This window comes from Curtobacterium sp. C2H10, assembly GCF_025407985.1.
GTDB lineage: Bacteria > Actinomycetota > Actinomycetes > Actinomycetales > Microbacteriaceae > Curtobacterium.
This window is the reverse complement of sequence record NZ_JABXGF010000013.1, coordinates 34,742-54,604: the sequence shown is the minus strand read 5'-3', so window position 1 is coordinate 54,604 and position 19,863 is coordinate 34,742. Positions and strand designations below refer to the sequence as shown.

Sequence of the window (19,863 nt, the reverse complement as noted above, 5' to 3'; positions counted from 1 at the left end):
CGCCTCCTCCACCGACCACTTCTCGACGAAAGCAGCAACATGGGCAAGAGCATCGTGGGCATCGACATCGCGGGATCCTCGATCCGCGCGGTCGAGGTCGCGAACGCCGACCGCGCACGCCCGACCGTCCTGCGGTTCGCCGAGGTCCCGACCCCGCCGGACGCCGTCAGCCGTGGCGAGGTGCTCGAGCCCAACACGGTCGCGTCGGCGCTGCGTTCCCTGTGGTCCATCGGCCGGTTCCGCTCGAAGGACGTCGTGCTCGGCATGGGCAACCAACGCGTGCTCTCCCGCGACCTGACCGTGCCGGCCGCACCGTTGGCGCAGATCCGCGAGAGCCTGCCGTTCCAGGTGCAGGACATGCTCCCCGTTCCCGTCGGCGACGCGATCCTCGACTTCTACCCGACCGCCGAGGCGATGAGTGACAACGGACCCGTCGTGCACGGCCTGCTCGTCGCGGCGATCAAGGACGCGGTGCTCGCGAACGTCAAGGCCGCGCAGCTCGCTGGCCTCAACCCGGTCGGCGTCGACCTCATCCCATTCGCCCTGACCCGCGTCCTCGTCGGCCGGCCGGGGCTGCACGGCACCACGGCGCTGGTCCAGCTCGGCGCCGACACGACGACCGTCGTCCTCGTGAGCGACGGCGTCCCCCAGTTCGTCCGCATCATCCCGACGGGCGGGAACGACGTCACCAAGACGCTCGCGGCAGCGCTCGACATCGAGTTCGGACAGGCCGAGGTCGTGAAGCGGCACCTCGGCATCGGTACGGGCGCTCGCACGCCGGACGACGCGCGCGCCGTGTCGGTCATCGCCGACGCCGTCACGGAGCTCATCGCGAGCCTCCGGAACACGATCAGCTACTTCGTCAACACGCGCCCGGGCGACCACGTCGAGCGCATCGTCCTCGTGGGCGGTGGCGCTCGCCTCGTCGGCCTGCCGGAGGCGCTCGCCGCGCACACCCACCTCCCGGTGCAGCGCGGCTCGGCCTTCGCGGGGGTCGACCTCGCACGGTCGATCCCGGTGCAGGACGTGACGGACCACGAGGACGCGATCGCCGTCGCCTACGGGCTGGCAGTGGGGAGTCGAGCAGCATGACCGCCACCGACATCCGGGCCGCAGTGCCCGAGGACACCACCGGACCCGGACGGGGCCGCGCTCCGCGCGGCCCGCGCACGACGGCGTCCACCTCGATCGCGGGGCGTGAGCCGCGAGTCGACCTCCTCCCGCCCGAGGTCCACACGGAGCGCCGCGAACGGGCCATCGCGCGGCGCGCCTGGCTCGGTGTGATCGTCGCCGCCGCGGTCGCGGCCCTGGGCTCCGGCGGCGCGTACGTACACCAGCTCGACACGGCGCAGTCGTACCTGTCCGCGCAGAACGAGACCACCTCGCTCCTGCAGCAGCAGCAGCGCTACTCGGAGGTCCGTTCGGCCGAGAACGACACGGCCCTGCTCGAAGCCGCCCAGTCCGTCGGTGGCTCCACCGAGATCGACTGGAGTTCGACACTCGCGCAGCTGAAGTCGGTGCTCCCCGCCGGCGTCTCCATCACCGCGATGACGATCGACTCGGCGGACTCCACGGAGTCCTTCGCGCAGTCGACCGTCCCGTTGCAGGGGTCACGCGCAGCGACGATGCAGCTGACGATCCAGAGCCCGAGCATCCCCTCGGTCCCGGACTGGACCGCACGCCTCTCGCAGCTCCGTGGCTACGTCGACTCGACGATCACGTCGGTCGCGCTCGAGGAGGACACAGGGCAGTACTCGGCGACCATCCAGGCGCACCTCGGCGCGAAGGCGTTCGACGGCAAGTACACGAAGGACGGATCGAAGTGAACAAGAACCGTCTCTCCCTCATCATCGCGTTGGCCGCGACGCTGGCCGTCCTCGCGGGCGGGTGGTTCCTCGGCGCACAGCCGCAGCTCGCACAGGCGTCCGACAACAGCGCCCAGCAGGCCGACATCGATGCGACGAACGCCCGGAACCGCGCCGAACTCCACCGCCTCGAGGAGGCGTACACGTCGCTCGACGCGACGAAGGCCGAGCTGGCTGCCCTGCGGGCCTCGGTCCCGTCCTCGACCGACACCGCCTCGCTGCTGAACCAGCTGAACGGCGCCGGCGCTGCCAGTGGCGTCACGGTCACGTCGATCACCATCGGCGACCCGAAGGCGTACGCACCAGTGGCCGCGGCGGAACCGGCCCCGTCCGCGAGTGCGTCACCGTCGTCGACGGCGTCCGCGTCGGCAGCGCCGACAGCCGCAGCGACGCCCGAGGCGCCGGCCCCGCACAGCGACGCCCAGATCACGAGCGCGAACTTCGTGGTCGTGCCCGTGACGGCGGCCGTCAAGGGGTCGTACGACCAGGCACTCGCCTTCACGAAGAACGTGCAGAACGGTCAGCGGCTGTTCCTCGTGAACGGGGTCGCGGCGACGAGTTCCGACTCGGGCGGCGACCCGATGGCCGACCAGTCGTGGTCGCTCTCCGGGTACGTCTACGTGCTCGCGGACCCCGCCACGAACGGCTGATCCGACCCCCCACCAACTGGGGTCCGACGCGCCACGCCGCACCCTCTTCCGCACGGCCTCCCGCTGTGCTTACGATGCTCCTGAGCCCGCGCTCGCGGCTGCTCGTCCCTCTCTCGAACGGTCGCTCGAAACGGCCGTTCCTCGTCGTGCCCGGAGTCGCGCGTGTTGGCTGGAATCGTGGAGTTCCTCGGTTGGTTCGGAGCGGTAACCGTCCTTGCTGGTTACCTGCTCTTCTCGATGGGCAAGCTCCCGAACGGCCCGGTGTACCAGCTGTTCAACCTCGTGGGCGGGCTCGCCGTGGCGATCAACGTCGCGGCGCACCACGCCGTCCCGTCGACGATCGTGAACGGCATCTGGGCGATCGTCGCGGTCGTCGTGCTCGTCAAGATGGCGAAGGCCCGTCGTGCGGCGAAGCGGGGTGCCCCGTCGACCGAGACGCCGGTGCTCCACGCCGAGCCGCCGGCGACCACGGCGGTCCTGCCGATCGTCGGACCCGCGCTGCGCGACCACAGGGCGGAGGCGACGCTCGCCGTGGCACCCGCGCCGCGCCTCCAGGGCCCGGACGCCGACGGCGACGGGACGCACGCGACCGACGCGACGCATGCGACCGACGCGACCGACGCGACGCACGCGACAAGCACGCCCGACGCGACCAGCACGACCGACGCCCCGACCGCAGCCGCGCCGATGACCGAGTCCATCCCGGTCATCACGGCCACGATCGCCCTCGCGCTCGTCGCCGCAGCGCAGGAGCACGCCGACCAGCAGGAGCTCGCAGCGCAGGAGCACACCGACCAGGCGACCCACGTCGACCCGACCCACGTCGACCCGACCCACGCCGACCCGACCCACGCCGACCAGCAGACGCACGCGAACGAGCCGCAGCGCGCAGACGCCACCCCCGCCTGAGCCCCGCCAGCGATACGATCACCGCATGTCCCGGTGGTTGATCGCGACGATGACGTCGATCCTGTTCATCGCGCTCGTCATCGCGGTGACCGGCTTCGAGGCCCTCCTCGCCGACGTCGAGGTCATCTCCCAGCCCGACGCCACCCCGTACCTCGGCCCCGCGATGGTGCTCGGCGGTGCCGTGGTGGTGTTCCTCGCGACCGCGGTCGGCTCCCGCGAGGGCAACCCCGGCGTCACCGGCCTCGTCGCCGCGGCGACCTGCTACCTGGTGATGCTCGGCGTCGGGGCGGTCGGCTACAGCTTGGTCCGGAGCGACCTCACCGAGCTGCTCGTGTTCCCGGCCGGCTACGCACTCGGCCCGTTCGTCGTCGGTTCGGTGGTCGTGGCACTCCTGTGCGTCGTCGGCGGGATCGCCGCGGCACGGCACCAGTCGCGCGCGTCGGGGGTGCGCCCGGAGCCCGGCGATGACGGTGCCCGCCGGTAGTCTTCCTGCAGCACCACAGGACGACGGGGGACCGATGACCGACCAGCACCAGGCCGACGGATGGGGATCCGTCCCGGCCGTGGACTCGATCCGCGGCACGCGGGACGCACCACCGGCGGGGGCGTCCGGAGCGCAGCCCCGGCCCCGTCGTCGACTCGGTCGCGGTCGGCTCGTCAGCATCGTCGCGGGTGGCGCGGCCGTCGTGCTGCTCCTGGTCGCGGGCGTGGTCGGCTACGCGGTCGGCACGTCGACGCACGCCGCCGACCGGCCGGTCCGTGCCTTCCTCGACGACCTCACGGCGGGTCGGGTGGGCGCCGCGCTCGACGTGGCGGGCATCGAGCACGACGAACGCGACCTGCTCCTCACCAAGGCCGCCTACGCGAAGGCGAAGGGCCGCGTCACGGGGTACCGGATCGCCGCCACGCGTGCGGACGGCGACACCGCCACGGTGACGGCGTACCTGCGGCAGGCGGGGCGCGACGTCTCGTCCACCTTCACCCTCGACAAGACGGGCACCGACTGGGGCGTGTTCCCGGTCTGGCAGCTCGAGGCACCGCGGCTCGGTGCGGTGGACGTCAGCCTGCGCGGCCCCACGGGCACGAAGGTGTCGGTGGCCGGGCAGTCCGTGGTCACGTCGAAGGACGGCACGGCGACGCTCACGGCCCTCCCCGGCACGTACGACGTCGCGGTGGACGGTGGCGAGTGGTACTCCGCCAAGGCCGCGACGGCGACGGTCACCGGGTTCGGGGGCACCGCCTCGAGCCCCGTCTCGATGACGACGGAGCTCACCGCAGCGGGCAAGCGGTCCGCCCAGGCGGCGGTGGACGCGTGGGTCGACGGCTGCATCGCCTCGACCGAGGCGGCACCGGCCGGGTGCAGCTTCTACGCCTACGGGCAGGACGCCGCCTACACGTACACGAACCAGAAGTGGACGCTGGACACCCGCCCCACCGTGTCGATCGGCGGCTGGGTGTCGAACGGGTGGCTCGTCACGACGACGTCCTTCGGCCGTGCCACGTTCACGGCGGACATCTCCGGCGCGGGTGGGGTGGGCACGGCGTCCGCCGGGCCGATGAACGTCAACGCCAGCGGGTACGTCACGGGGTTCACGGACGCGGGGGCGACGTTCCGCTCGGCGGTGGGCAATGGCTCGTCCGACACGGGCTCCTGACGCCGCGCACGACGGCGCCCGGTGCGTCCAGGAGGCGCGGTGCCGGCCCGCCACGTCCGTCCAGCGGCCGTGGGTCCGGTCCACCGCGTCCGTCCGGCGGCCGTGTGTCCGGTCCACCGCGCCCGGCCGGGCGGAGCGCCCCGCGCCCCGCGTGACCACCCACGCGACGCCTGTTCGCCCAGGGCACTCGTCACGCGCCTCCAGGGCGACGCGCCCGGATTGATTTCGCCGGGTTACGCGGGTAATCTCTTCCGGGTGTGCGCCTTCGGGCGTGCCCGAAAAGTCCGGTCCGACCAACGGTCGGCCGGAACACTCCGTCCCCCACTCGTCATCCGCCGTCAGGCGGTGATCAGCGTGGGACGAGGAAGTCGGCGGACCGCGCCGGCCGGAGAACACGAGCGAAGAACCAGGAGAACAGTTGCCTACTATTCAGCAGCTGGTTCGCAAGGGTCGTACGCCGAAGGTCACCAAGACCAAGGCGCCCGCCCTGAAGGCGAACCCCCAGCAGCGTGGTGTGTGCACCCGCGTCTACACCACCACCCCGAAGAAGCCGAACTCGGCACTGCGCAAGGTCGCTCGTGTCAAGCTCTCGAACGGCACCGAGGTCACGGCCTACATCCCCGGTGAGGGCCACAACCTCCAGGAGCACTCGATGGTGCTCGTGCGCGGCGGTCGTGTGAAGGACCTCCCCGGTGTCCGCTACAAGATCATCCGCGGTGCGCTCGACACGCAGGCCGTGAAGAACCGTAAGCAGGCACGTAGCCGCTACGGCGCGAAGAAGGGTTGAGCCAATGCCTCGTAAGGGTCCCGCCCCCAAGCGTCCCGTCGTCGCAGACCCGGTCTACGGCGCACCGATCGTCTCGCAGCTCGTGAACAAGATCCTGCTCGACGGCAAGAAGGGCCTCGCCGAGCGCATCGTCTACGGTGCCCTCGAAGGCGTTTCCGCCAAGAACCAGCAGGACGCCGTCGCGACGCTCAAGAAGGCGCTCGACAACGTCCGTCCCACCCTCGAGGTCCGCAGCCGCCGCGTCGGTGGCTCGACCTACCAGGTCCCGGTCGAGGTCAAGCCGCACCGCGCGAACACCCTCGCGCTCCGCTGGCTGACCTCGTACGCCAAGGCCCGTCGCGAGAAGACGATGACCGAGCGTCTCATGAACGAGATCCTCGACGCGTCGAACGGTCTCGGTGCCGCGGTCAAGCGCCGTGAGGACACGCACAAGATGGCCGAGTCGAACAAGGCCTTCGCCCACTACCGCTGGTAGTCCCGGCACCGTCCGGGCGCCGGTGGTCATGAACCCCGGCGCCCGCACGGACGCCAACCTCTCCTACAACTCTTCCGGAGGAACCCTGTGGCACAGGACGTGCTCACCGACCTGAACAAGGTCCGCAACATCGGCATCATGGCGCACATCGATGCCGGCAAGACCACGACGACCGAGCGCATCCTGTTCTACACGGGCATCACGCACAAGATCGGTGAGGTCCACGACGGCGCTGCCACGATGGACTGGATGGCGCAGGAGCAGGAGCGCGGCATCACGATCACGTCGGCCGCGACGACCTGCTTCTGGGACAACAACCAGATCAACATCATCGACACCCCCGGTCACGTGGACTTCACGGTCGAGGTGGAGCGTTCGCTCCGCGTGCTCGACGGTGCGGTCGCCGTCTTCGACGGCAAGGAGGGCGTCGAGCCCCAGTCCGAGACCGTCTGGCGTCAGGCCGACAAGTACGACGTCCCGCGCATCTGCTTCGTCAACAAGATGGACAAGCTGGGCGCCGACTTCTACTTCACGGTCGACACCATCATCAACCGCCTCGGCGCGGAGCCCCTCGTGCTCCAGCTCCCGATCGGCGCCGAGAACGACTTCGTCGGGATCGTCGACCTCATCGAGATGCACGCCAAGGTCTGGCCGGGCGACTCCAAGGGTGACGTCACCATGGGCGCCCAGTACGAGGTCCAGGAGATCCCCGCGGACCTCAAGGACCGTGCGGACGAGTACCGCGCCAAGCTGATCGAGCGCGTCGCCGAGACCGACGACGCCCTGCTCGAGAAGTACTTCGGCGGCGAGGAGCTCACCAAGGACGAGATCAAGGCTGCGATCCGCAAGCTCACGATCGCGTCCGAGGTCTACCCCGTCCTGTGCGGCTCGGCCTTCAAGAACCGCGGTGTCCAGCCGATGCTCGACGCCGTCATCGACTACCTCCCGTCCCCGCTCGACGTGCCGCCGATGATCGGCCACGACGTCAAGGACGAGGAGAAGGAGATCATCCGCAAGCCCGACGCGTCGGAGCCGTTCTCGGCCCTCGCGTTCAAGGTCGCGGTGCACCCCTTCTTCGGTCGTCTCACCTACGTCCGCGTCTACTCGGGCTCGATCGAGTCGGGTGCCCAGGTCATCAACTCGACCAAGGGCAAGAAGGAGCGCATCGGGAAGATCTTCCAGATGCACTCCAACAAGGAGAACCCGGTCGACAACGTGACCGCCGGCCACATCTACGCGGTCATCGGTCTCAAGGACACCACCACCGGTGACACCCTGTGCGACCCGACCAACCAGGTCGTCCTCGAGTCGATGACGTTCCCGGAGCCGGTCATCGAGGTCGCCATCGAGCCGAACACGAAGGCCGACCAGGAGAAGCTCTCCACGGCCATCCAGAAGCTCGCCGAAGAGGACCCGACGTTCCGCGTCGAGCTCAACGCCGAGACCGGTCAGACGACGATCAAGGGCATGGGCGAGCTCCACCTCGACATCCTCGTCGACCGCATGAAGCGCGAGTTCAAGGTCGAGGCGTCGGTCGGCAAGCCCCAGGTGGCCTACCGCGAGACCCTGACCAAGGTCGTCGAGCGCTACGACTACACGCACAAGAAGCAGACCGGTGGTTCCGGCCAGTTCGCGAAGGTGCAGATCGCCCTCGAGCCGATGGAAGTCACGGCCGAGAAGGTCTACGAGTTCGAGAACGCCGTCACCGGTGGTCGCGTCCCGCGTGAGTACATCCCGTCGGTCGACGCCGGTATCCAGGACGCCATGCAGGTCGGCATCCTGGCCGGGTACCCGACCGTCGGCGTGAAGGCCATCCTCAAGGACGGCGCGGCGCACGACGTCGACTCGTCCGAGATGGCGTTCAAGATCGCCGGTTCGATCGCCTACAAGGAAGCGGCCCGCAAGGCCGGTCCGGCGATCCTCGAGCCGATCATGGCCGTCGAGGTCCGTACTCCGGAGGAGTACATGGGCGACGTCATCGGTGACCTGAACTCCCGTCGTGGCCAGATCGCCTCGATGGAGGACGCCTCGGGCGTCAAGGTGGTCCGCGCGAGCGTGCCGCTGTCCGAGATGTTCGGCTACGTCGGCGACCTGCGGTCGAAGACCTCTGGTCGTGCGGTCTACTCGATGACCTTCGAGACCTACAGCCAGGTCCCGGCCAAGGTCGCCGAGGAGATCATCGCGAAGAACGCGGGGGAGTGACGCTCCAGCGTCTCTCCACAGGCGGGGGTGCCCGGCGACGGGCCCCTCGCCACCAAGTACAGTAAAGACACACACTGCACGCCAACGGTTCACGAACCGGGGGCATGCTCTCCGAGTCCTGAGGAGGACCCACAGTGGCCAAGGCCAAGTTCGAGCGGACCAAGCCGCACGTCAACATCGGAACCATCGGTCACGTCGACCACGGCAAGACCACGCTCACGGCGGCGATCACCAAGGTTCTGCACGACCAGTACCCGGACCTCAACGAGGCCCGTGACTTCGCTCAGATCGACAACGCTCCCGAGGAGCGCGAGCGCGGCATCACGATCAACATCTCGCACGTCGAGTACCAGACCGAGAAGCGCCACTACGCGCACGTCGACGCTCCTGGTCACGCTGACTACGTGAAGAACATGATCACGGGTGCGGCGCAGATGGACGGCGCGATCCTCGTGGTCGCCGCCACCGACGGTCCGATGCCCCAGACGCGTGAGCACGTGCTGCTCGCCCGCCAGGTCGGCGTCCCCTACATCGTCGTCGCGCTGAACAAGTCCGACATGGTGGACGACGAGGAGATCCTGGAGCTCGTCGAGCTCGAGGTCCGTGAGCTCCTCGGCTCGCAGGAGTTCGACGAGGACGCCCCCGTCGTGCAGGTCTCGGCGCTCAAGGCGCTCGAGGGCGACGAGAAGTGGGTCAAGTCCGTCCAGGACCTCATGGCCCAGGTCGACGAGCACGTGCCGGACCCGGTGCGCGCCACCGACCAGCCGTTCCTGATGCCGATCGAGGACGTCTTCACGATCACCGGTCGTGGCACGGTCGTCACCGGTCGTGTCGAGCGTGGCACGCTCGACCTCAACTCCGAGGTCGAGATCGTCGGCATCCGCCCGACGCAGAAGACCACGGTCACGGGCATCGAGATGTTCCGCAAGCTGCTCGACAAGGCCGAGGCTGGTGACAACACCGGTCTGCTCATCCGTGGCCTCAAGCGCGAGGACGTGGAGCGCGGCCAGGTCGTCGTGAAGCCGGGTTCGGTCACGCCGCACACCGAGTTCAAGGCGAACGCCTACATCCTGACCAAGGAAGAGGGCGGGCGTCACAACCCGTTCTACGCGAACTACCGTCCGCAGTTCTACTTCCGCACCACGGACGTCACCGGCGTCATCACGCTGCCCGAGGGCACCGAGATGGTCATGCCCGGCGACACCGTGTCGATGGCCGTCGAGCTGATCCAGCCGATCGCCATGGAGCCGGGTCTCCGTTTCGCCATCCGTGAGGGTGGTCGTACGGTCGGCGCCGGTACGGTCGAGGAGATCGTCAAGTAACTCCGGTTACCACGCGTCAGCGGGGTCGGACCTTCGGGTCCGGCCCCGCTTTCCGTTTCCCGGGAGTTCGCTCGCGTTCGGCGGACAGATCGCGGGGATCGGAGCACGATGTGGGCCAAGCGGCCGGATCGACCGGCCATCGAGCGGCCGGGTCACCTCCGGCCGGTAGGGAGGCAGCATGGCCGGCTTCGACGACATCCAGAAGAACGTCTCCGCCAAGGCGGAGGAGGTCACCGACCGGGCGAAGGCGTTCGTGGACGAGAACAAGGACAAGATCGAGGAGGCGCTGCAGAGCGACAAAGCGGAGGACGTCTCCGACAAGATCATCCACGGCCTCGCCGACGGCATCAAGAAGGTCACGGGCGGCAAGTTCGACGAGCAGATCGACAAGACCGCGCAGGACCTGGACGACAGGATCGGCGACAACGGCGAGTAGGTCCGACGCCGACGACGGACTGGAGGCGCTGCGCACGACGTGCGCAGCGCCTCCAGTGCCGTCTCGGGCCCGGCCCGATCGTCAGGCCGGCCCGATCGTCAGGCCGGTTCGACCGTCGTGGCGACGACCCAGCGGTGCTTGCCGATCGCGCGCTGGCGCGCGAACCCGAACCGCTCGAACGTCGAGAGCGCGCCGTGGAAGAGGAAGCCGGCCGGTACCGTCCCGGCGGGTTCCGGGTAGCCCTCGACGGTCCCGCCGCCGGCGGCGGCGATGAGCGCGAGCGCACCGCCGAGCGCCTCGGTGGCGACCCCCTGTCGGCGGTACCCGGCGCGGACGTAGGTGCAGCCGATGCGCCAGGCGGGATCCGGACCGACGTGCGTCCGGTCGTACACGCGACGGTTCTTGATGCGGACGACCTCGGAGACCGGCCCGTACTGGCACCAGCCGACGCACCGATCCCCGTCGAGGACCAGCGCGGCGTGCGTGGTGCCGGCGAGGACGCGCGCGTACTTGCGCTCCCGGTTGCACGCGGCGTCCCGTGTCGGCCCCTCGTCGTGGAAGCCGATGCAGAAGCAGCCGCTCGGGAAGCCGTCGCTCGTGCGGCAGAGCTCGTCGAAGGCGTCCCACGTGGACGCGTCGAGAGGACGTACGGTGTACGACGCCATGGCGGCAGCGTAGACGTGCCGGAGGCCTCCTGGGAGGACCGGCGCAGTTGTCCCCACAAGGTGGGACGCGATGTACCCCACTCGGGGTGTTGTTGCGGTTTCCCGCGACTCGATACCGTGGAGTCGCGAGGCCGACCCGGCCTCTCGTGGTGACCCGAACACCCACGCACGCGCGCCCAGGGATCCCTGCCCGGACGGTGCCGCATCGCTGCGCTGTGCTCGGCGTCGCCCGACGACGACCCGAGAGCACACCCGATGCGTCCTGCCCTGTTCCCCGCCCGTCCGCGCGCCCTGGCGATGCTCGTCGTGACGGCGCTCCTCGCCGGACTCCTCGCGGTCCTGGCGGTCGCGCAGCCCGCGGCGGCGGACTCGGTCGTGACGGTCACCGCGAAGGCTCCGGCCACGGCGCTGAGCGGGGACCCGGTGAACGTCACGCTCACGGCGACGAACAGCACGCCGGCGTCGGGCGGGACACCGCTCTACAACCTCGGGTACTCCTACCTGCTGCCGGCCGGAGTGACCTACGTCGCCGGTTCGGCGAAGGCATCGGGCGTCGCGCTGCCGGACCCGACCACGAGCACCCCGACGGCAGGCGGCCTGCTCCTGGTCTTCTCGAACGTGTCCGACCTCGTCGCGGGTGACGAGAAGTCGATCACCTTCCAGGTCCAGCCCTCGACGACGACCTACCCGGTGGGTTCGTCGTTCGCCGGGACGGTCCAGGTCGCCGGCAGCGGGAACGCGCGGAACGTGCCGACGTTCGACCCGACGACGGGTGCCCCGGCGACCAACGCGACGAACGCCGCCACGGCGAAGTCGACCACGACCGCGATCGCCGCGATCAAGGTCACGAAGGCCGAGGCCAGCCCGGAGAACGAGCTGGTCCGCGGCGTCCACGACCACCCGACGGTCTACACGCTGACGGTGCAGAACACCTCGACCGCGCCGAGCAACGGCGTGACCGTCACGGACTACCTGCCGGCGGGCCTCGAGTTCCTGCAGTGCGGCGCGGTCGACAACACGACCTCCGGGCCGGAGTACGCGGGAGCGCCCGACCTCACGGCAGCGACCGCGGCGAAGGCGTCCGGGACCCTGACGCCGGCGAACTGCCTCACGCCCCAGAGCGTCACGACCGTGAACAACGTCCCGGGCAAGGGGACGGCCGTGTTCACGAAGGTGGTCTGGAACCTCGGCCAGCTGACGAACGCGCCCGTGACGATCCAGTACCTCGCCGCCGTGCCGCTGCGCGAGAACACCATGACCTTCGCCACCGGCAGCCAGACGCCCGCCGCTCCGACCACGGCCGCGCTGGCCAGCACGGCGAACCTCGACAACAACACCGGCGCGTCGACCAGGCAGAACACCTCGGACACGACGTCGAACGGCCGCGGCCAGACGAACACGGTCACCGCTGCCGGCACCTACACCGGCAAGGTCGACGGAACGGCGACGTCGGCGCAGAGCTCGACGGCGTCGATGACCGTCGAGGCGATGGACCTCGCGGTGGCGAAGTCCGTGACCACGCCCGTCGACGGGAACGTCTTCGCCGCGGGCCAGCAGGCCACGTACTCGCTCCTGATCCGCACGAGCGAGTACGAGTCGTCCGCCGGCATCACGCTGACCGACACGATCCCGGACGGACTCTGCCCGGCGTTCCCCGCGGGGACGAAGACCACCGGGACCATCCCCGCGGACTGCGATCCGAACACCGTCAGCGCGCTGAACCAGCCGATGACGAACGGGACGGTCGACCAGGTCGCCTACGACGCCGCGGCGGGTACGTTCACGATGACCTTCCACGTCGCGGACCTGCCCACCGACGGTTCGGTCACGGTCTCGTACAAGGCGCTCATGCGGGACAAGTACTCGGTCACCGGCTCGGGCGGCCCGACCGCCGCCGGCGACGACTTCACGAACAAGGTCCGGATCGCGGGGACCTCGACCGGTGTCCACGGTGACACCGGCTCGACGGCGGTCGTCGACGACTCCGCGGCGACGATCGTGTCGAACTCCCCGAGCATCGCGAAGTCCGTGCTGCCGCGCGCTTCGAGCGACGGCGTGCGGAACTCCGCCGACTGCACCGCGACGACGCGCACCGGGTACCAGACGACGACCCCCACCGCCCCGTTCCAGCTCGGCGACGTCGTCTGCTTCCGACTGCAGGTGGACTTCCCGGCCGGTGTCCAGAGCCGCAACGCGACGATCACGGACATGCTCCCGGTCGGTACCACCGCGGCCGGTGCGACGTGGACGGAGGGCACCGACTGGACCTACGGGTCGGAGAGCTCCGTCCCCGCATCGGACGTCACGCTGAAGTCGTCGAGCGCGACCACGGCGTCGTTCGCGGTCGGTCACACGATGTCCGGCGCGAGTGGCACCTACGTCGACGGTGACGGCCAGGCGGTGCGCCTCGTCCTCTACGTCGCGGCGACCATCAGCACGCAGGGCTCGAGCAGCACGAAGGTCGACCTCGTCGACAACCTCATGAAGTTCGCGCAGCAGAACACGAAGGGCTCCGTGACGAGCCTGCGGTCCTCGGTCGGCTACACGGTCGCCGGCACCCCGACCGCGACGCTCGCGAAGGACATCGTCAAGGCGGACAGCACCACGGTGTCCAACCCCACCACCACCACCGAGGGCCAGGTGCTCAGCTACCGGCTGAACGTCGGCAACACCCCGGCCACGGGGACGACGTCGGCCATCGGCAGCGTCACCGTCTGGGACGCCCTTCCGTCGAAGGTGACCTGTGCGATGGTCACGAACATCTCCGACCAAGGCGCCTGCGGTGCGGCGCCCACCGGGGCGGCGACCAAGTTCACGGGTGTGCAGTACCTCACCTGGACGATCCCGTCGATCGCCGCGAGCACGACGAAGAGCCTGACGTACGACGTCCAGACCCCGTCGCCGGGCTACGTCGGGACCACGTTCCCCAACTACTCCTCCGTCGTCTCCTTCACGACCGCGACGGACTCCGGTGCCACGACCACGTGGATCCCGAAGCGCGGGACCAACGCCACCGCGTCCTCCACCCCCGCGGCCGGTCAGGGCACCGCACCGCAGGCCGACGCGAACCGCTCGGTCGCGATCCCCGGTGTCACGGTCGCGAAGTCCGGGGCAGCGGTCGCCGACTCGACGCTGACGAACCTGTCCGGTGACGCGGCCGCCCCCGGTCAGACGCTCGGGTACAAGTACTCGGCGACGATCGCTGACCGCACGAGCGCGGCGAACGCGACCCTGACCGACCCGCTGCCGACGGGCGTCGGCCGGACGGCTGCCACCTCGTGGACCCTCACCTTCCCGGACGCGACGACCATCACGGTGCCGGCGAGTGCGCAGGGCACCGACGTCACCGGGACGTACGGCGGGCAGACGTTCACGCTCACCGGGACCGGCAACGCCAACGGCGCCGGCGCCGTCCTCTTCCCGGCGACGTTCGACAACACGACCGGTGCGCCGGTGAAGTTCGAGGTCGTCGTCACCGGGCTCCGCGCGACCGCGGGCGTCGGGACGTACCCGGCGTCGGACGGCACGGGCTTCACGACCGCGGCACCGAAGAACACGGCCACCTTCACCTCGAAGCCCTCCGGCGTCACGGCGTACACCGCGACCGCGTCGAAGACGGTGACCGTGCAGGCCCCGGCCGTCGCGATCGACAAGTCCGACGACCTCGGTGGCCGCACGGTCGCCGGTGGCGACACCGTCACGTGGACCCTGAGGACGACGAACACGGCCACGAGCGCGGACGCACGGTCCACCCTCGTCGGCGACTGCTTCCCGGACGCGTTGACCCTCACGTCGAGCTCGGCGGCCGAGACCACCCCGACCTCCGCGCAGCGCGCAGCGTTCGGCAGCTGCCCGACCGGCACCACGCTGCACGTGTGGAACGCGACGAGCGACGGCGTCCTCGCCGCCGGAGCGTCCGCCACCATCACGGTCGTCGCGACGGTCAAGCAGGACGCTCCCGCCGGCCAGACCTACCGGAACACCGCGCGCGTGCTGGCGTCGAGCCTGACGACCGACTACGCGACGGCGAACAGCTCGTACGTGCAGCTCGCGAGCGACACGGACGACGTCACCGTCACCGGTCCCTCCGTCACCAAGCGGCTGACGGCACCGACGTGGAACCCCGGGACGGGGGCGTCGACCGGAACCGCCAGCACGGATCCGTCGGGCACCGCTGCGCTGCAGGTCCGCCCCGGTGACGGCGCGACCTACACGATCACGACCACCATCCCGGCGAACGTCGCGCTCTACGACGCCCGGATCACGGACGTCCTGCCCGCGGGCACCGCCGCGACCGGCACGCCGACCGTGACGAGCTCCGACGACGCCGTGACCGCGACCCCCTCGGTCGACGGTGCCTCCGTCGTGGTCCGGCTGTCGGACATCCCGACCGGCATCGACCACCCGGTGACGATCACGACGTCGATCCCGGTCACGGTCGGCACCGACCAGGTCGCGGGCACGGGGCTCGCGAACACCGCCACCCTCGCGTGGAACCGCACGAGCAAGGGCGCGGCGCCGTCCGACGCGTCGGTCACGTCGAACGCTGCGAACGGCAGTGTCGTCGCGCCGTCGCTCGCGATCGCGAAGACCGCGACGGTGGGCTCGCAGACGTCCACGACGATGAACGTCGAGCCGGGCCAGACGATCACCTACCGGGTGACCGTGACGAACTCGGGCTCGCCGGCCTACGGCACCCCGGTCACCGACTGCGTGCCGGACGGCATCACGGTCGACCGCGCGTCGCTCACCGCCGACGGTGCGGAGATCGCCGCCGACGCGGACTGCGGCGGCGGGCGGATCACCTGGCCGACGGCGGTCATCGGAGCCGGCGCGACGGTCACCCACACCTACGCGGCGAAGCTCGCCGAGGACGCCACCCTCTCCGGCAGCCCGCTGGTGAACACGGCATCGACCGGCGTCTACCACTCCCTCGCCTCGGGCGGAGCGGACTACGCTGCAGCGCGGGCGACCGCGAGCGTCACGCCGTCGTTCCCCCGCGTGGCCGTGACGAAGTCGAACGACACGATCGGCGGGCTCTCCTACGTGGGCGTTGCCTCGGACTTCAGCGTGACGTTCTCGAACACCGGGAGCGCTGCCGCGTCGGTGCGCGTGCAGGACGTCCTGCCGGAGAACTGGTCGTACGTGTCCGGCAGCGCGACGGTCGCACGTGACGGCGGTGCCGCGTCCGCCGTGGCCGACCCGACGCGCAGCGGCGGCGGGACGACCCTCACGTGGGCGGACCTCGGCGCGCTCGGTGCCGACCGGTCCCTCGTGCTGCACTACCGCGCCGTCCCCGGCACCGGTGCGACGACGGACCCCGGCGCCGGTACCTCGATCGCCCACACGAACCACGTGACGGCGACGGTGACGAGCGCATCGGGCGGTACCGGTTCGGCGAAGGGCTCCTTCGTCTCGTACCCGAACGGCGGTGACGACGCCACCGCGACCGCACGGATCGCGGCGGCCGACCTCGCCCTGACGAAGACCGCCACGACGTCGAAGGTCGTCGCCGGTGCCACCACCGCGAAGGCCTGGACCATCCGGGTGACCAACACGGGCCCCGACGCCGCGCACGGCACGACCGTCGTGGACGCCCCGACGGGCCTGGCCACCGGTTCGGCGCTGGCCTTCACGGGCAGCGGCTGGACCTGCACGCCGGACGACGGCACGTGGTCCTGCGTCAACGGCGCCACCGTCGCGGCGGGCGACTCGTTCCCCGAGCTCGACGTCGCGCTGACGCTGCCGGCCGACGCGCCGCTCACCGCCGTCCGCAACACCGCCACGATCCACCAGGGCACGGGCCAGACCTTCGACCCGGAGAGCGGGAACGACAGCGACACCGCGAGCGTGACCCCGGTCGCGATCGCCGACCTCGCGATCACGAAGACCGGTCCCTCCGAGACGGTGCAGGCCGGCCGGACGATCTCGTGGAACCTCTCCGTCGAGAACCGCACCGACCCGACGACCCAGAGCGTCTCGGATGCACGGGGCACGGTGACCGTCACGGACACGCTGCCCGACACGGTGACCCTCGTGGGTGCGACCTCGGACGACCCCGCGTGGACCTGCGCCACGGACGACGACACCGTGACGTGCACGCGCGACGGCCTCGCGAACGGCACCACCGCCGGCGCGATCACCGTCACCGCGACCGTGCACCCGGACGTCACCGCCTCGCAGTCGATCGTGAACGCCGCGGCCGTCGCGGTCGACCCGACGCGCACGACGGACCCGACCTCGTCGAACGACGACGCGGAGGCGACCACCGGCGTGGACGACACGACCTCGCTGACGATCGCCAAGGCGTTCGGCTCGACGGCGCAGACCGCGCCGGACGCGACCGACCGCGCGGCCCTGGTCGCGGGCGAGTCCGCGGACTGGACCATCCGGGTCACCAACACCGGCACGGCCGACGCACGCACGGTCCGGGTCTCGGACACGCTCGAGTCCGGCACGCGGCTCAGCGCCGACGGGCCGGTCGACGAGGCGACCGACACGATCACCCAGACGGACGGCGCCTGGACCTGCACCGCACCCGCCGCCGACGGGAACGACGTGACCTGTGCGCTCGACGGCACCCTGGCCGCCGGGAAGAGCACGTCGTTCACCATCACGGTGACGACCCCGTCGTCGATGTCCGGCACCCTGCTGAACACGGCCGTGGTGACCGCCGACAACGCGGCGCCCGCCGAGGCGCAGGGCCGCAGCGACGCCACCCAGACCGCCGGCCTGTCGGTGACGAAGACCGCGGACGTCGAGACGGTCGACGCCGGGAAGGACGTCACCTACACGATCACGGTCGCGAACCCGACCGGCCCGTCCGACCTGCCCGCCGGTGACGGCACCTCGCCGAGCGTCCGCGTCCAGGACACCCTCCCGGCCGGCGTGGAGTTCCGCGGGCTGACCGCGGCGACCCAGCAGCACTGGACGCTCGAGTCGAACGAGGACGGCGTGCTCACCCTGTCGAGCGCCGACGGGATCGCGGCGGGCGCGACCGACCCGAACACGATCGTCCTGACCGTGCACGTGCCGGCGTCCTTCCGGGGATCGTCGATCGTCAACACCGCGACCGCGGCGCCCGTCACGGCCACCGGCCCGACCGCGCACGACGAGGCGACCGTCGACGTCACCACGCACGCCGACCTGTCGATCACGAAGCAGCGCACGAGCGCCCCGAGCGCCGACGCCGGCACGACCGTCACCTACGACGTCACCGTGACGAACGACGGCCCCTCGGACGCGCAGGACGTCACGTGGACCGACACCCCGCCCGCGGGGATGACGGTCACGAAGGTCACGACGGACGACACGGCCTGGGAGCAGGGCGCGGATCCGAGGACCTGGTCGACCGACGTGGTCGCGAACGGTGCGACCACGGTGTTCCACGTGACCGCCTCGATCGCGTCCGGCACCCCGGCCGGCACGCTCCGCAACACCGCGGTCGTGTCGAGTGCGACGCCCGACACGGACCCGACGAACGACACCGCCGGTGACGACGTCACGGTGACGACGCACGCTGCGCTCCGCCTGACCAAGACCCCGGTCGAGAAGCCCGGGTCGACGACGGCCGCGAAGCGCGTCACCGCCGGCGCCGAGCAGACCTGGTTGCTCCAGGTCAGCAACGAGGGTCCGTCGGACGAGCAGCCCACCACGGTCGTCACCGACCAGCTGCCCGAGGGGCTGACGTTCACCGGCGCCTCGAGCGACGGATCGGTGTGGACCTGCGACGGCACGACCGACCCGGCCCTGGTGACGTGCTCGCTCCCGACGACGATCGTCGCCGGGACGGACGCCCCCGGCCTGTGGATCACCACGAAGCTCGCGTCCGGCCACACCGCCGGCACGATCGAGAACCGCGCGGTGATCACCGGCCAGGGCACCAACCCGCCGGTCGGCACGAACGACGAGCCGGTGACGAGCCCCCTCGACGTCGACGAGGTGGCGAACGTGGCCATCACGATCGGGCACGACGGCACCGCGGTGATCGGCAAGGACCTGCCGGAGACCATCCAGGTCCGGAACGTCGGCCTCTCCGACGCCGCGGCGGTCACCGCGACCTACACGCTGCCGAAGGGCCTGACGTACGTCGGGGCCGAGGCCGACCCCGCGTGGACCGTCACGTCCGTCACGAAGAACGCCGACGGCTCGACCACGGTGTCGTTCGCCCTCGCGGGCACGCTGCCGGCGGGCGCGCTCGCCCCGGCGATCACGGTGCACCAGACGCCGACGGCCGCCGCCTACCCGGGCGTGCAGCCGAGCGCGACCGTGGCGACGAGCACGACCGAGACGACGCTCGCCGACAACGACGACTCGGACGAGCTGGCCGTCGACCCCGCGTCGAGCCTGGCAGTCACGAAGACGCACACCGGGCAGCTGGTCCGTGGGGAGACCGTCGGGTACACCATCACGGTGCGCAACGACGGCCCCACCGAGGACCCGGGTCCCGTGGTCGTCACGGACCGTCTGCCAGCCGGCCTCACCCTGGTGAGCGTGAACGACGCGAAGGCGGCGACCTGCACCACCGGGAAGATCGTCACCTGCACCCTGACGGGTCCGCTCGCCGTCGACGGGAAGGTCGCGTTCCAGGTCACGGCGAAGGTCGCGACGGACGCACCGGACCGCATCACGAACGTCGCCACGGTCGAGTCGCCGACGACGCAGGTGGTGCCGGTCGCGGGATCCGCCAGCCCGACGGACCCGATGCGCGCCAGCGACCCGGCCCCGGTGCGCGACGCACCGGAGTCGGCGAGCGAGCTCGCCTTCACGGGTGCGGCCGGACTCGGCATCGGTGCGCTGATCGCGCTCCTCGCGATGGCGGCCGGTGGCGTCCTGCTGGTGACGCGCCGACGTCGCCGAGCGTGACCACCTGACGGACGGGAGGCGCGGTGCCGGCT

At 70.6% G+C, this 19,863-nt stretch carries 13 protein-coding genes; 12 read left to right on the top strand and 1 reads right to left on the bottom strand.

Features of this window, described 5'->3' with window-relative positions; translation table 11 throughout:
• The first annotated feature begins 39 nt into the window (after nucleotides 1-39).
• The 11 genes from pilM to HWD93_RS07640 all read left to right on the top strand — a co-directional run bounded on the left by pilM (nucleotide 40) and on the right by HWD93_RS07640 (nucleotide 10,301).
• Nucleotides 40-1,092, top strand: a complete 1,053-nt coding sequence (gene pilM, locus HWD93_RS07690; protein ID WP_070417672.1) for a type IV pilus assembly protein PilM — start codon at nucleotides 40-42, stop codon at nucleotides 1,090-1,092.
• Nucleotides 1,089-1,826 carry a hypothetical protein gene (locus tag HWD93_RS07685; RefSeq protein WP_261646490.1) on the top strand — a complete coding sequence of 246 codons (738 nt, stop codon included), beginning with the start codon at nucleotides 1,089-1,091 and terminating at the stop codon, nucleotides 1,824-1,826. Before pilM ends, HWD93_RS07685 begins: the two co-directional genes overlap by 4 nt.
• A complete protein-coding gene (pilO, locus tag HWD93_RS07680) occupies nucleotides 1,823-2,515 on the top strand; it encodes a type 4a pilus biogenesis protein PilO (RefSeq protein ID WP_071295206.1) in 693 nt (230 codons plus the stop codon). The genes HWD93_RS07685 and pilO overlap by 4 nt, the downstream gene beginning before the upstream one ends.
• 177 nt (nucleotides 2,516-2,692) lie before the next feature.
• Nucleotides 2,693-3,424 carry a hypothetical protein gene (locus HWD93_RS07675; protein WP_261646489.1) on the top strand — a complete coding sequence of 244 codons (732 nt, stop codon included), beginning with the start codon at nucleotides 2,693-2,695 and terminating at the stop codon, nucleotides 3,422-3,424.
• A gap of 25 nt (nucleotides 3,425-3,449) precedes the next feature.
• Nucleotides 3,450-3,908, top strand: coding sequence for a DUF6121 family protein (locus tag HWD93_RS07670; protein ID WP_070417675.1), 459 nt, complete (start codon nucleotides 3,450-3,452; stop codon nucleotides 3,906-3,908).
• Nucleotides 3,909-3,942: 34 nt separating this feature from the next.
• The gene (locus HWD93_RS07665) at nucleotides 3,943-5,079 is read left to right on the top strand and encodes a hypothetical protein (RefSeq protein ID WP_261646488.1); all 1,137 of its coding nucleotides are present in this window, start codon (nucleotides 3,943-3,945) and stop codon (nucleotides 5,077-5,079) included.
• Nucleotides 5,080-5,497: 418 nt separating this feature from the next.
• The gene (gene rpsL / locus HWD93_RS07660) at nucleotides 5,498-5,866 is read left to right on the top strand and encodes a 30S ribosomal protein S12 (protein ID WP_017885540.1); all 369 of its coding nucleotides are present in this window, start codon (nucleotides 5,498-5,500) and stop codon (nucleotides 5,864-5,866) included.
• A 4-nt stretch (nucleotides 5,867-5,870) separates the two neighbouring features.
• Complete coding sequence (rpsG, locus tag HWD93_RS07655; protein WP_022903294.1) at nucleotides 5,871-6,341, top strand: 30S ribosomal protein S7; 471 nt, start codon at nucleotides 5,871-5,873, stop codon at nucleotides 6,339-6,341.
• Nucleotides 6,342-6,428: 87 nt separating this feature from the next.
• On the top strand, nucleotides 6,429-8,543 hold the full coding sequence (fusA, locus tag HWD93_RS07650) for an elongation factor G (protein ID WP_070417677.1): 2,115 nt from the start codon (nucleotides 6,429-6,431) through the stop codon (nucleotides 8,541-8,543).
• Nucleotides 8,544-8,677: 134 nt separating this feature from the next.
• On the top strand, nucleotides 8,678-9,865 hold the full coding sequence (gene tuf, locus HWD93_RS07645; protein WP_070417678.1) for an elongation factor Tu: 1,188 nt from the start codon (nucleotides 8,678-8,680) through the stop codon (nucleotides 9,863-9,865).
• Between the two features lie 178 nt (nucleotides 9,866-10,043).
• Complete coding sequence (locus HWD93_RS07640; protein ID WP_229085545.1) at nucleotides 10,044-10,301, top strand: Rv0909 family putative TA system antitoxin; 258 nt, start codon at nucleotides 10,044-10,046, stop codon at nucleotides 10,299-10,301.
• Between the two features lie 98 nt (nucleotides 10,302-10,399).
• Here HWD93_RS07640 and HWD93_RS07635 read toward each other — a convergent pair whose 3' ends face one another.
• Nucleotides 10,400-10,966: a GNAT family N-acetyltransferase gene (locus HWD93_RS07635; RefSeq protein ID WP_229085544.1), complete on the bottom strand. Its 567-nt coding sequence runs from the start codon at nucleotides 10,964-10,966 to the stop codon at nucleotides 10,400-10,402.
• Between the two features lie 255 nt (nucleotides 10,967-11,221).
• Here HWD93_RS07635 and HWD93_RS07630 point away from each other — a divergent pair, with 255 nt between their 5' ends.
• On the top strand, nucleotides 11,222-19,831 hold the full coding sequence (locus HWD93_RS07630) for an isopeptide-forming domain-containing fimbrial protein (protein ID WP_261646487.1): 8,610 nt from the start codon (nucleotides 11,222-11,224) through the stop codon (nucleotides 19,829-19,831).
• Nucleotides 19,832-19,863 lie beyond the last annotated feature (32 nt).